Here is a 12,275-nt window from a genome sequence, read left to right as displayed (position 1 = left end):
AAATATGGTTTTTTGGTTTATTAATTTTATACATCACAGACCTGCACCGCCTGGCCAAGCGCAGCAAGTTTATCTTCTGATTTTGGGATAAATTCATGTGAAACAAAGCCTTTGTAGCCTGTTTCCACGATAGCCTTCATAATTGCCGGATAATAAATCTCCTGATTTTCATCCAACTCATTCCTTCCTGGATTTCCGGCTGTATGATAATGACCAAAGTATTGGTGGTTGTTGCGAATGGTCCTTATAACATCTCCTTCATCTATTTGCATATGATAGATATCATACAGCAATTTAAAGTTCTCGCTATCCAACCTTTTGCAAAGCTCAACTCCCCAGGGGGATTTATCACACATATAATCTTTATGGTCCACTTTGCTATTCAATAATTCCATCTGAATGATTACCCCATGCTTTTCGGCTTCTGCCAAAACCTTTTTTAGGCCAGTGACACAATTTTCCAACCCTGTCTCATCATCCATACCTCTTCTATTTCCAGAAAAGGCTATTAGGTTTTTGAACCCATACTTAGCTACTATAGGAATGATCTCTAGATAATTTTTCACCAATTGATCATGAAACTTCGGATCGTTCCAGCCATCAGCAATGCTTATCTCTGCCCCATTACACATGGAGCATTCCAAGTCGTATTTTTTAAGGGTATCCCAAGTAGATGGTCCAATGATATCTATTCCTTTAATGCCTAAGCTTTTTGCTCCAACACAAAGCTCCTCCAGAGTCAACGGCCTCATAGACCAAAGACAAACTCCATGGTTGATATTTCCTTTCAGAGGGAGATTTTTCTTTTCATTAAATTCGAAGGAACTGAGAGTGCCCAATGCAGCACCTCCCAACAAAACTTTCTTAAAGCTTTCCCTTCTTCCGGGATTAATAGGTTTGGACATTAGAGGTTATTTTGAGGTTTAATTTTTTCATCCTTAAAAAGGAACATGAAAAATAGTAAAACCAGAACTGAAATACCAGAAGGAATTAACCAAATAGACTTCCAATCATGATTTCCTTCTGATAAAAGGTAAAAATCGGATATGATGCCTGCCGCCCAAAAGCCAATAAGCATCCCAACTCCATAAGTAGCTAAAGTAATCAATCCCTGAGCAGAAGATTTGAATTTTTCCCCTGCATGAGCATCGGTGTAAATCTGTCCACTGACAAAAAAGAAGTCATAACAAACACCATGAAGAGCTATTCCCACCAAAAGCATCCAAACGCCCTCATCCGCATTTCCAAAAGCAAAGAAAACATACCTCAATGCCCAGGCTAACATAGCTACAATTAATGTCTTTTTAATTCCGAATCTAGAGAAGAAAATGGGAAGGGCTAGCATGAATAAGACCTCGGAAATCTGACCTATTGTCATTTTTCCTGTTGAGTTTTCTACTCCTATTTCTGTTAGAAAAGGGCTGGCATTTTGATAATAAAATGCCAATGGGATACAAATTAAGATGGAGGAAAGAAAAAATATGGCAAAATTTCTATCCTTCAGTAAGGATAATGCATCCAATCCCAAAACTTCTGAAAGTTTGAAATCCCCCTCTGTTTTTGCTTTAGGAGGAGTATGAGGGAGTGTAAAACTGAAAATCCCCAAAATCAGCGAAACTATTGCCGCCATCAACCAGGTATTTTTCAGTAAACCATCAACCAATCCGGCCTGACTATCCCAGGCGAAAGCAGAAATTAAAATGCCTGCAGCTATCCATCCAATAGTCCCCCAAACGCGGATCACGGAAAATTCTTTAGCCGGATTCAGCATTTGGTTGAATGAAATGGAATTGACCAAAGCCAGAGTAGGCATGAATAAAATCATGTAGGCTAATAGAATTGGAAAAAACTCGCTAAAATCTTGGCTTTGGTATAGGAAATACATCAGGACAGCACCTATCAAATGAATAACGCCCAAAATTCTCTGCGCATGGAAATACCTGTCAGCTATTAACCCCACTACAAAAGGGGCAATGATGGCCCCAAAGGATTGAGTGGAAAATGCCAAAGAAATCTCCTGGTCTCTAGCACCTAGATTCGCTCCTAAAAATGTCCCCATTGTAACATACCAAGACCCCCAGACAAAAAACTCGAGAAACATCATCAAGGACAATCGAACTTTAATCAAAGCTGCCATATACTGGGGGATTTAGATGGAAATTGGGAGGATTGTTTAGAATTTGGGCTTTTTACCGTATTTTAAGCAAGTCCTTTGACTTTGTGAAATAAGGCGATTAAAAGTTTTGGCAAAGCCACTCATAACTTGATGCAACTACTGATCAATTAATCCTCTAATTCGGTCTAAGATGTGAGGATTTTTTGCACTAGAATCAATTATTTCAAGAAAAATAACCTGAAAACCTACACCTGACCTATGTCAACTAACAAGAAACTCAAGATCGGTTTAATCGGAGGCGGACCCGGCTCTTTCATTGGAGCAATCCACCTAAATGGCGCTCTGATGGATGGTCTTTTTGAATTAGCCGCCGGAGCTTTTTCTTCCAATCCGGAGAAATCCCAGCAAAGAGGTGAAGAACTGATGCTAGATCCTAGCAGAGTTTATGGAAGCTATGATGAAATGATCGAAAAGGAATTACAGCTTCCTGAAGAGAAAAGAATCGATGTGATCGTCATCGTTACCCCTAATAATGTACACTTTGACCCATGCGTGAAAGCCATTAAAGCAGGCTTTCATGTTGTATTGGACAAACCTCTCACGCTGAATTACCAAGAAGCAAAAGAGTTATATCATGTGGTAAAATCCAGCAGCAAAAGATTCCTCTTAACGCATACCTATTCGGGATATCCTATGATTAAGCAGGCAAAGCAAATGATCGAAGAGGGTAAAATCGGCAAAGTCTGGAAAGTATATGTGGAATATCCTCAGGGATGGCTCTACAAACTACTGGAAACTGAAGATAACAAGCAGGCAGAATGGAGAACAGACCCTAAAAGAAATGGTTTGGCAGGCTGCATGGGAGATATTGGAACCCATGCTTTCCACTTAGCAGAGTATGTTTCAGGCTTGAAAATGGAAAAGCTATGTGCAGATCTGTATATCAAAGTAAAAGGAAGACCTATTGATGATGACGGCGTGGTACTCATGCGTTTTGATAATGGAGCCTCAGGAGTCTTGATGGCCTCACAAACAGATACTGGTTTAGAAAATAATCTTAAAATCCGTGTATTTGGAGACAAGGGAGGAATAGAGTGGCAGCAAGAGGATAATAACAGCCTGATTGTTAGATACCCTAATCAACCAGCTCAGATTTTCCGAGCAGGAACTGGGTATTTGGGTTCATTGGCTCAGGAAAACACCAGAACTCCCGCAGGACACCCTGAAGGCTATGTAGAAGCATTTGCAAATTTGTACAGGAATTTCGCAAGATGTATCTACGCTGAAAGAGCAGGACAAACTCCTAAAGCAGAATGGGAAGATTATCCAGGAATTGAAGATGGAATCCGAGGAATGGCATTCATTGACCATGTATTGGCAAGCACCCAATCAGAAACCAAATGGACTCCATTTATAGTAGAAAAGTAAACTCATAACCTAAAAAACCTTTATAAAAATGAAAACGATCAAAGGACCTGCAATTTTTCTTGCACAGTTTGCTGATGACAAAGCTCCTTTTAATAACCTGAAAAACATCTGTCATTACATGGCAGATCTGGGATATAAAGGTGTTCAGATTCCATCATGGGACGCTCGAATGATAGACCTTCAAAAGGCAGCTGAAAGTAAAACTTATGCAGATGAAGTTGCCGGTACCGTAGAAGAAGCCGGCTTGGTAATCACCGAGCTTTCTACCCATCTTCAAGGACAGCTTGTAGCTGTTCATCCAGCTTACAATGAATTATTCGATGGCTTTGCTCCTGCCAATCTCAAAGGAGATCTTAAAGGAAAAACTGAATGGGCTACCCAGCAGTTAAAATATGCTGCTAAGGCCTCTCACAACCTTGGATTGACTGCGCATGCCACCTTCTCTGGCGCATTGATGTGGCACACTGTTTACCCTTGGCCCCAAAGACCAGCGGGACTAGTAGACACTGGATTCACGGAACTTGCAAAAAGATGGACTCCTATCCTGGATGAATTTGACAAATATGGGGTGGATGTCTGTTATGAATTGCACCCAGGAGAGGATTTGCATGATGGAATTACTTTTGAAATGTTTTTGGAAAAAGTCAATAACCACAAGAGAGCAAATATCCTTTATGATCCAAGCCATTTTGTATTACAGTGCTTGGACTATTTGCAGTTTATTGATTTCTATCATGATAGAATCAAAATGTTTCACGTAAAAGATGCCGAATTTAACCCTACCGGAAAACAAGGTGTCTATGGAGGTTTCCAAGGATGGGTAGAAAGAGCTGGAAGATTCAGATCTTTAGGTGATGGACAGGTTGATTTTGGCGGAATTTTTAGCAAACTTTCGCAATACGATTTTGATGGATGGGCAGTATTAGAATGGGAATGTGCAATCAAGCATCCTGAGCAAGGTGCAGCTGAAGGCGCTCCATTTATTGATGCTCATATTATTCGAGTTACAGAGAAGGCTTTTGATGATTTTGCCGGCACTGGAGCAGATGAATCCTTCAACAAAAAGATTTTAGGAATTTAGAAAACCATATTTAATCAATTTAACATGAAAATTACAAAACCATTAAGCCTTGGAATGTTGGCATTGGCAGGATTAGCCTTTGCTTGTGGAGGGGGAGAAAAATCCTCTGAGAGCGCAGCCACCGAAACAGCTGCTGCACCAGAGCCAGCGAAAGAGATCAGTTTAGAAGAAAAATACCAAGATGATCCTATATACATCAAAGGCTTGGAGAAAATTAAGGCTTCCGACTGTCAGTCTTGCCACATGGTGGAAAGAAAAATTGTAGGGCCATCTTACGCAGATGTAGCGGCAAAATATGAAAGCACCGAAGAAAATGTAGCTATGCTTGCTCAGAAAGTCATCAATGGTGGTGTTGGAAATTGGGGAGAGGTACCAATGCCAGCGCATCCAGGATTGAGTGAGGAAGATGCCAAGGATATGGTGAGATATGTTTTGCTTTTGAAAAAATAAGAAAATGAAGAAAAGTTATTGGATAATGACTTTGGCAGCCGGTCTAATGATCGGCTGTTCTGGTCAAAAAACAGAAGAAACCGAAAATACAGAAGTTGTAGCTGAAGCACCTGCTGAAGAGTGGATCAGTCTATTTGACGGACAAACCTTCAGTGGCTGGCATAAGTATGGTGGTGGTGAAGTAGGAAAAGCCTGGAAAGTAGCAGATGGAACTCTTTATTTGGACGCTGCTAATAAAGACGGATGGCAAACAGGAGACGGGGGAGATATCGTTACTGACGAAGAATTTGAGAATTTTCACCTGAAATACGAATGGAAGATTGCTCCAAATGGAAATAGCGGGGTCATTTTCTTCGTGCATGAATCTCCAGAATACGACTACTGCTGGCAGACAGGCCCTGAGATGCAGGTTTTGGATAATGAAGGCCATCCTGACGCTAAGATCATCAGCCATAGAGCAGGCGACCTTTATGACTTAATAGTGAGTAAGGAGGAAACGGTAAAACCAGCTGGAGAATGGAATCAAGCTGAAATTATTGCTGATAACGGAAATCTTACTTTGGTTCTAAATGGAGTGAATGTGGTAGAAACAACTATGTGGACTCCTGAATGGGAAGCCTTGATTGCAGACAGCAAGTTTAAAGACATGCCTGGCTTCGGCAAGTACAAAAAAGGCAGAATAGCTCTTCAGGATCACGGTGATGTGGTTCATTATCGAAATATCATGTTGAAAAAGCTCTAAGAAATAAGGCCTCTAATTGATTTAGAGGCCTTTATTTTTATAACCTGGTCGTATGTTCTTTTTTGATGTAAGCTATTTTGTCTTTCCACTCAATTTCATACCAGATATCCTTACTGGACTTGATTTTAATCCGGTGACCGGGTTCAACTTGATCCACTAATTCTCCACCAGCAGTAGGCTTAGACACGATGAATGTAGGGCTATGGGTAATTAAGCCAGTTGAAGGGCCTTTCAAGAAATTATTTACAAGGAATATGGAGCAAATCAACAAAACTGTAGGCCAATAAGAAGTAGATTTTTCTTCTTTTCGTCCGGTCCACCAGGTAGTAATCATAGAGAAAACCAAGAATAAGGAAAGAAGCCCCACAATGATCTCCTTGTAATCCACCAGAAATAAGAGGAAACGCCCCCCATCACTTACTTCATAACCATATAAAGTAGTTTGACCGGTCAGACTCTTGATTTTAGAAATAGTCTGTGAATTTGGGCTTTGATCGTAATACTTGCTCAAGTAAAGTGTAGCCTGCTCTTTATCTCCCATACCTTCTGCAATGAAGGCCATTTTCAGAAGCATTGAAGGAGAATAAAGCCCGGATTGATAGTTTGGAACATAAATTTCCATGGCTTCCTTGTAACTTCGAAGCTCAAACAAAGAATCTGCTTTTTGAAGGTCATTTACATTAGCCTGACAATGAATACTTTGCAAGAGTATTGTGAAAAATAATAAAAGTTTTGCGAGAAAGATTGATTTTGAGTTTGGCATTTATAAATCAGAGTCATAAATTTGCAGTCCAATTACGGCAATGATCTAACAAAAAGCAAGGTTAGGTAGTCGATTTGAAAAGATAAAAACAGAGAAAAAAGCGTTAAAAAACGTCAAATCTCACTAATGATTCCGTAGCTCAGCTGGTAGAGCATAACACTTTTAATGTTAGGGTCCTGGGTTCGAGCCCCAGCGGGATCACAAAAAATTGATTCTCATGTAGGGCGAGAAGTTTATTCTGATGAGCGAAGCGAAATCGGAAAGCCCCAGCGGGATCACAGTAAATTGATTCTCCTACAGGGCGAGAAGTTTATCCCGATGAACGGAGTGATATCGGGAAGCCCCAGCGGGATCACAAAAAATTAACTTGCAAGAAGTTAAAAAGAAAGTTTTTCAAGGATTTACTTGAGAGTTTGTGGAGAAGCGAAATAATTCTAATTTCGCAACTTCAATTTGAAAGGATAGAGTTATCAAAGTCTTCGGGGTGTAGCGTAGCCCGGTATCGCGCCACATTTGGGATGTGGAGGTCGTAGGTTCGAATCCTGCCACCCCGACTTATTTATCCAGGTCCTGTAGCTCAACTGGATAGAGCAACTGCCTTCTAAGCAGTAGGTTTCAGGTTCGAGTCCTGACAGGATCACTTTATCGCAAGCGGAATTACGTTCCGCTTTTTCTTTGATTCCGTAGCTCAGCTGGTAGAGCATAACACTTTTAATGTTAGGGTCCTGGGTTCGAGCCCCAGCGGGATCACAAAAGCAGGCTAGAAATAGTCTGCTTTTTTGTTTTATAAATCATTCCACAAAGCTTGGATGGCGAGAAGTTTATCCCGATGAGCAGAGCGAAATCGGGAAGCCCCAACGGGATCACAAAAGCAGGCTAGAAATGGTCTGCTTTTTTGTTTTATAAACCACTCCACAAAGCTTGGTAGGGCGAGAAGTTTATCCCGATGAGCAGAGCGAAATCAGGAAGCCCCAGAGGGATCACAAAAGCAGGCTAGAAATGGTCTGCTTTTTTTGTTTTATAAACCACTCCACAAAGCTTGGTAGGTCGAGAAGTTTTTCCTGGGCGAAAGGAGTAATTCAACTTGGATAGATGGCTCTATATGATTCGAAAAAGAGGCTGTCTCAAAAGTGCAATTTGTCACATTGAGCGAAGGCGAAATGTAGGCCACATCGATAGAAATGGCCTTCGGCTCCCTGCCTGACGTCAGGCAGGCGCTCAGGCTGACACTAGAGCTAATTCTGAGATAGCCTCTTTAAATACTGATTCTCCCAAAATCACACTCAAATATCTACCTAAAAATTCAATGGATCCAGATGCTTGAAGTGACCATTTTGTTTGATTTTTTCCCTCGCTTGTTCTACTGCCTTGATAACCGGTATCATTCTTTTAAAATGACTGATCATATAACGCATCCTATCTTCTTCACTTGTCAACTGAAGTAATTCCAATTCTTCTTCCAACTTTAAGCCGACTTTATGGGCATAAGTAAAGGATGTAACTTCTTTTTCATTGATTTCATGAGGGTAGTTCAAGAGGTATAAAATCTCCTTAAGATAAAAGAGAAACTCAAAATTCAGAGCATCTGTCACCACCGGATTATTGGGCAAAAACTCAACCTCTCCTCCAGCATAGAGCTTACCCTTCATGGGATTGTCAAAATTCAGGATTTTAAAAGCCCTCAGGCCTTTGGTCATAATATCCAACCTTCCATTTTCATAGCGCTGATATATTCGCTCCAGCTTCACCTCAGTGCCAAACCCGGTCAATTTATCGAAGAAGGAACAAACGCCGAAAGTGATTTCTTCCTTTTCCACATCATTCAATAGCTGCCTATATCTAGGCTCAAAAATATGGAGATTCAATTTCTCCTCTGGGAAAGCTACTAGTTTAAGTGGAAATAATCGAAGGTACATCTTTTTGAATTTTAGATGGTAACCATATATACGGGGATTTAGTTATTTCGGCTTCATCAAAAAAAAGCCCCGAATTTTTCGGGGCCTTGAGGTTTATTTCTTTGCAATGAACGTCAGTAGGTCAACTACCTTATTTGAGTAGCCCCACTCATTATCGTACCAAGAAACCACTTTAACAAAAGTATCTGAAAGCTGAATTCCAGCCTCAGCATCAAAAATGGAAGTTCTTGGATCTCCAATGAAGTCATTAGAAACTACTGCATCCTCAGTATAACCTAAGACACCTTTCATGGTAGTTTCGGAAACCTCTTTCATTTTAGCACAAATTTCCGCATACTTGGCAGGCTTCTTCAATCGTACAGTCAAGTCAACTACAGATACATCCGGAGTAGGAACTCTAAATGCCATTCCTGTCAACTTACCATTCAATTCAGGAATTACTTTACCAACAGCTTTAGCAGCTCCTGTAGAAGATGGGATGATGTTTTGACCAGCTCCTCTTCCACCTCTCCAATCCTTAGCGGATGGACCATCTACCGTTTTTTGAGTAGCAGTAGTAGCGTGCACAGTTGTCATTAATCCTTCTTCAATTCCCCAGTTATCATTCAATACTTTGGCAATTGGAGCAAGACAGTTAGTAGTACAAGATGCATTGGATACAAACACCATATCATCTGTGTAGCTATCTTCATTAACACCCATTACAAACATTGGGGTGTCATCTTTTGAAGGGGCTGACATAATCACCTTTTTAGCTCCTGCGTCGATGTGGCCCTGAGCGGTCTCTTTTGTCAAGAATATACCTGTAGACTCAATTACATAATCTGCACCGATTTCACCCCATTTAAGGTTAGCAGGACTCTTTTCGGAGGTCACACGGATAGCGTTTCCATTTACGATCAATTGACCATCTTTTACTTCCACAGTACCTTTAAATCTGCCATGAGTGGAATCGTACTTCAACATGTAAGCCATGTAGTCCACGTCGATCAAATCGTTGATCCCCACAACTTGAATATCATCTCTTTCTTGTGCCACTCTAAAGGCAAGACGACCGATTCTTCCGAATCCGTTAATTCCTACTTTAATTTTGCTCATAATTATTTTGATTATTGTATAGGTTTGATTCCTAAATCTTCCCGGAACCAGCCACTTTTGGCTAAAAAACTTCTGGGTTGGCTAAGTTATTACAATTTTTCGGCTAGCCCAAACGCAATATCCAGCAAGATATGGATGATTTTAAATTCCCTGTTTTCAAACGATTTCGAAAAATGAAAATTCAAATTCTTTTAAAGATTAGTTTTTTAAGTGAGCTTTTAAGTACTTTAAAAATGACCAAGCAAAAATCAAATGTTTGTAAATGCCATCAATGAAGTTGCAGGCTACACCCGGGCTATACACTCCATTTCCAGAAATTTTGGAGGGACACAGGTTAATCGTGGATCTGCCACCCTGTTTTTTGTCAATTCAGAAGGCTGGGCACTTACCTGTAAGCATGTTGCTCAATGGCTTTCCCAAGCTGATCAGATAAACAGAAACTATACCTCCTTTCTTCAGCAGAGCCAAGGAATGAGTGGGAAGCAACAAAACAAGCTAGCTCAAAACTTGGGACTTGGTCCTGATAAAGCTTCAGAAATGAGAATCACTTTTGTGGACTGTGTGGATTCCATGAATAACCTGAAGTTTATTCTTCATCCAGACTATGATTTGGCTTTGATCAAGTTTGAGGGAGTCGGCAACCTATTAGTAAAAAACTTCCCTTATTTCATGGAAGATGAGAGCGCTGTTCAGCAGGGTGCCATGCTCTGTCGTCTGGGCTTTCCATTTCCGGAATTTTCAAATTTCAAATTTGATGCACAATCCCAGACTTTGGTTTGGACCAATGAAGGAAATGCACGATCTCCCCGATTCCCAATAGAAGGCATGATTACCCGGTTTTTAGGAGATAATAAAGGGCAGGTTTATGGGATAGAAATGAGCACTCCGGGTCTGAGAGGTCAAAGCGGGGGTCCTTTATTTGATCCAGATGGAAGGATTATAGGAATGCAATCCCGAACGAAGCATTTGCACCTAGGTTTTGATATCGAGGATAAGGAAGTAGTAGCTCATGGCAAAACCAAAAAAATCAATGATTACGCTTTTATACATCTAGGTGAATGTATTCATGTGAAAGTAATCAAGGAGTTTTTAAGCAAGAATCAGGTCTCTTTTCAGACAAAATAAAAAACGGATCTTTTATCACCCCTGAAAAAGATCCGTTCCTGAAAAGTTGCTTAACGCCTTTAAATATCAAACAATAATCAAGTTTAGTTGAAAATTTAATTTTGATTCATTTTGATAGATAAGTGTGATACTTTTATAAATAAGTGTGGCTATATCAAGTTAATTGTCTTGCCATACGTTCAATAGCCGCTTTTGCCTTTTGGATAGCATGTTTTACTAAATCAGCTTTAACCACTCCATTTCCGAATTGCTCTTCTTCTTCAAGCCATCGTTCCGGATCCTTTTTCCCTTTTGATTGATTAATGCTACGGGTGGTTATAGCAATGTTTTCAGGAAGATTGACGATTTGGGCTATTTGCATATCATCCAACCTGTCCTTATACCGGGAATAGATCAATTCTGAAGGATAGATATGATCATAGTCATATGCATCACCTCCCCAGAGTTCCTGGCCTGTATAGCTGTCAATATAAAATGCTCTACCGTTTCCTTCCTTGATAGCCTGAGCATGAAGCTCGGCCTTCACTTTTTCAAAAGCTTTGTTGATTTCTCCTCGATGATAGGGTCTGGACATGGTTATGTAGATTATAAAGTTGGTGCATGATTTCCTTTGTTGGATCCTTTAGGATGACGATAGCAGGGAAGTGAAGTTAAAACAGCTAAACTGCGATTATTTGTACCACAATATTTACAATCATAAACAGCCTTTTCTGAACCTTCATAAAGCTTATGTTTTCCTTTATTTGGCCCCAAAGGATGCCTAAAACAAGGTGAACTTGTCAGGTTAACAATGGAATTGAATTTAGTACCGCAGTATTCGCAGAGGTGGGTAGGCATAATAATTATTTTTGTTCTATAAGCTCAGGTTTTATTATTGTTGTTAGAAAATGAGAAGCATAATTATTTGCTATGTTTTCAACCGCGTTTATAGTTTTTTCGAGTATCAATTCAAAATTCTCTTTCTTAAATTTTTCAATAGTTTCGAAATGATAATACCTTGGTTCGCCGATTGAAAACCCATTGTAAATTATCTGTTCGGAATACCCTCGATACAAAGTGTTAAAAAATACTCCATCTTCAATCACTAAAGATGGAGTGATTGTCACAGTTAATTTTTTGCGCTCATCCTCCTTCCCTTTCTCAATCCCTCTTAAAAATTCTTTTTCAAGTTTTTCTTCATGTATATTTTTAAGAATATATTCTCCGCCCTTCGTACTTTGATAAAATATTTCTCTTTCCTTTTCATAAGCACCGTCTTTTTTTGATCTGTGTGATGAAAAAAGTAGGAATACAACTACTCCTAATATAAACCCTATAAAAACATTGAATAGGGGTGGGATTTGTGAAATTAATTCCATTTTAATTTTAATATTTTTAGACTACAATTTTTTTATATATCACTTTAAATTATCCTCTTTCATCGAAGTAGTTTTATTTGAATTCGGGTTGTTTTTGAGAATCTTTTTTTTTAAGAAGAAGGCCTGTTACTATGTTTAGGATAGTTATTTTAAAATCACTACTTTGAATAATAAAATTAAATTGATCGGTTTAAATAA

Annotated in this window: 12 protein-coding genes and 4 tRNA genes; 9 read left to right on the top strand and 7 right to left on the bottom strand. The window is 39.6% G+C overall.

Going from position 1 to position 12,275, the window contains the following annotated elements; translation table 11 throughout:
* Positions 1–26: 26 nt before the first annotated feature.
* The gene (locus GYM62_RS20920; protein WP_144603915.1) at positions 27–905 is read right to left on the bottom strand and encodes a hydroxypyruvate isomerase family protein; all 879 of its coding nucleotides are present in this window, start codon (positions 903–905) and stop codon (positions 27–29) included.
* Entirely contained in the window at positions 905–2,137 is a 1,233-nt protein-coding gene (locus GYM62_RS20915; RefSeq protein WP_091655414.1) for a nucleoside permease, read from the bottom strand. Before GYM62_RS20915 ends, GYM62_RS20920 begins: the two co-directional genes overlap by 1 nt.
* Positions 2,138–2,374: 237 nt before the next feature.
* Between GYM62_RS20915 and GYM62_RS20910 the strand changes: the two genes are divergently transcribed.
* The 4 genes from GYM62_RS20910 to GYM62_RS20895 are packed head-to-tail and all read left to right on the top strand — an operon-like array spanning position 2,375 to position 5,817.
* On the top strand, positions 2,375–3,544 hold the full coding sequence (locus GYM62_RS20910; RefSeq protein ID WP_144603917.1) for a Gfo/Idh/MocA family protein: 1,170 nt from the start codon (positions 2,375–2,377) through the stop codon (positions 3,542–3,544).
* A 28-nt stretch (positions 3,545–3,572) separates the two neighbouring features.
* On the top strand, positions 3,573–4,625 hold the full coding sequence (locus tag GYM62_RS20905) for a sugar phosphate isomerase/epimerase (protein ID WP_091655416.1): 1,053 nt from the start codon (positions 3,573–3,575) through the stop codon (positions 4,623–4,625).
* A gap of 24 nt (positions 4,626–4,649) precedes the next feature.
* The gene (locus GYM62_RS20900; RefSeq protein WP_091655417.1) at positions 4,650–5,075 is read left to right on the top strand and encodes a c-type cytochrome; all 426 of its coding nucleotides are present in this window, start codon (positions 4,650–4,652) and stop codon (positions 5,073–5,075) included.
* A gap of 4 nt (positions 5,076–5,079) precedes the next feature.
* Complete coding sequence (locus GYM62_RS20895) at positions 5,080–5,817, top strand: DUF1080 domain-containing protein (protein WP_091655418.1); 738 nt, start codon at positions 5,080–5,082, stop codon at positions 5,815–5,817.
* Positions 5,818–5,854: 37 nt separating this feature from the next.
* On the opposite strand, the gene GYM62_RS20890 is transcribed toward GYM62_RS20895, so the two are convergent.
* Positions 5,855–6,523 carry a hypothetical protein gene (locus tag GYM62_RS20890; RefSeq protein WP_255590457.1) on the bottom strand — a complete coding sequence of 223 codons (669 nt, stop codon included), beginning with the start codon at positions 6,521–6,523 and terminating at the stop codon, positions 5,855–5,857.
* A gap of 185 nt (positions 6,524–6,708) precedes the next feature.
* Here GYM62_RS20890 and GYM62_RS20885 point away from each other — a divergent pair.
* The 4 genes from GYM62_RS20885 (at position 6,709) to GYM62_RS20870 (ending at position 7,330) form a co-directional block, all read left to right on the top strand.
* Positions 6,709–6,781 (top strand) — tRNA-Lys (locus tag GYM62_RS20885).
* Positions 6,782–7,060: 279 nt separating this feature from the next.
* Positions 7,061–7,134: transfer RNA gene (locus tag GYM62_RS20880), tRNA-Pro, on the top strand.
* Between the two features lie 12 nt (positions 7,135–7,146).
* Positions 7,147–7,220: transfer RNA gene (locus tag GYM62_RS20875), tRNA-Arg, on the top strand.
* Positions 7,221–7,257: 37 nt separating this feature from the next.
* A tRNA-Lys gene (locus tag GYM62_RS20870) sits at positions 7,258–7,330 on the top strand.
* A gap of 545 nt (positions 7,331–7,875) precedes the next feature.
* Here GYM62_RS20870 and GYM62_RS20865 read toward each other — a convergent pair.
* Both GYM62_RS20865 and gap read right to left on the bottom strand, forming a co-directional pair.
* Positions 7,876–8,496, bottom strand: coding sequence for an LON peptidase substrate-binding domain-containing protein (locus GYM62_RS20865; RefSeq protein WP_219957836.1), 621 nt, complete (start codon positions 8,494–8,496; stop codon positions 7,876–7,878).
* 93 nt (positions 8,497–8,589) lie between these two features.
* The gene (gap, locus tag GYM62_RS20860) at positions 8,590–9,594 is read right to left on the bottom strand and encodes a type I glyceraldehyde-3-phosphate dehydrogenase (protein WP_144602792.1); all 1,005 of its coding nucleotides are present in this window, start codon (positions 9,592–9,594) and stop codon (positions 8,590–8,592) included.
* 252 nt (positions 9,595–9,846) lie between these two features.
* On the opposite strand from gap, the gene GYM62_RS20855 reads away from it, so the two are divergent.
* Positions 9,847–10,719 (top strand): serine protease, encoded by an 873-nt coding sequence (locus tag GYM62_RS20855; protein WP_219957835.1) that lies wholly within the window; start codon positions 9,847–9,849, stop codon positions 10,717–10,719.
* A 154-nt stretch (positions 10,720–10,873) separates the two neighbouring features.
* Here GYM62_RS20855 and GYM62_RS20850 read toward each other — a convergent pair whose 3' ends face one another.
* Positions 10,874–11,293: a hypothetical protein gene (locus tag GYM62_RS20850; RefSeq protein ID WP_219957834.1), complete on the bottom strand. Its 420-nt coding sequence runs from the start codon at positions 11,291–11,293 to the stop codon at positions 10,874–10,876.
* 268 nt (positions 11,294–11,561) lie between these two features.
* Positions 11,562–12,077 carry a hypothetical protein gene (locus GYM62_RS20845; protein ID WP_219957833.1) on the bottom strand — a complete coding sequence of 172 codons (516 nt, stop codon included), beginning with the start codon at positions 12,075–12,077 and terminating at the stop codon, positions 11,562–11,564.
* Between the last annotated feature and the right edge of the window lie 198 nt (positions 12,078–12,275).

The organism is Algoriphagus sp. NBT04N3 (assembly GCF_019443765.1).
In the GTDB taxonomy this organism is placed as follows: domain Bacteria; phylum Bacteroidota; class Bacteroidia; order Cytophagales; family Cyclobacteriaceae; genus Algoriphagus; species Algoriphagus ornithinivorans.
The sequence above is the reverse complement of the archived record's forward strand: the minus strand, read 5'-3'. Positions and strand labels throughout refer to the sequence as shown.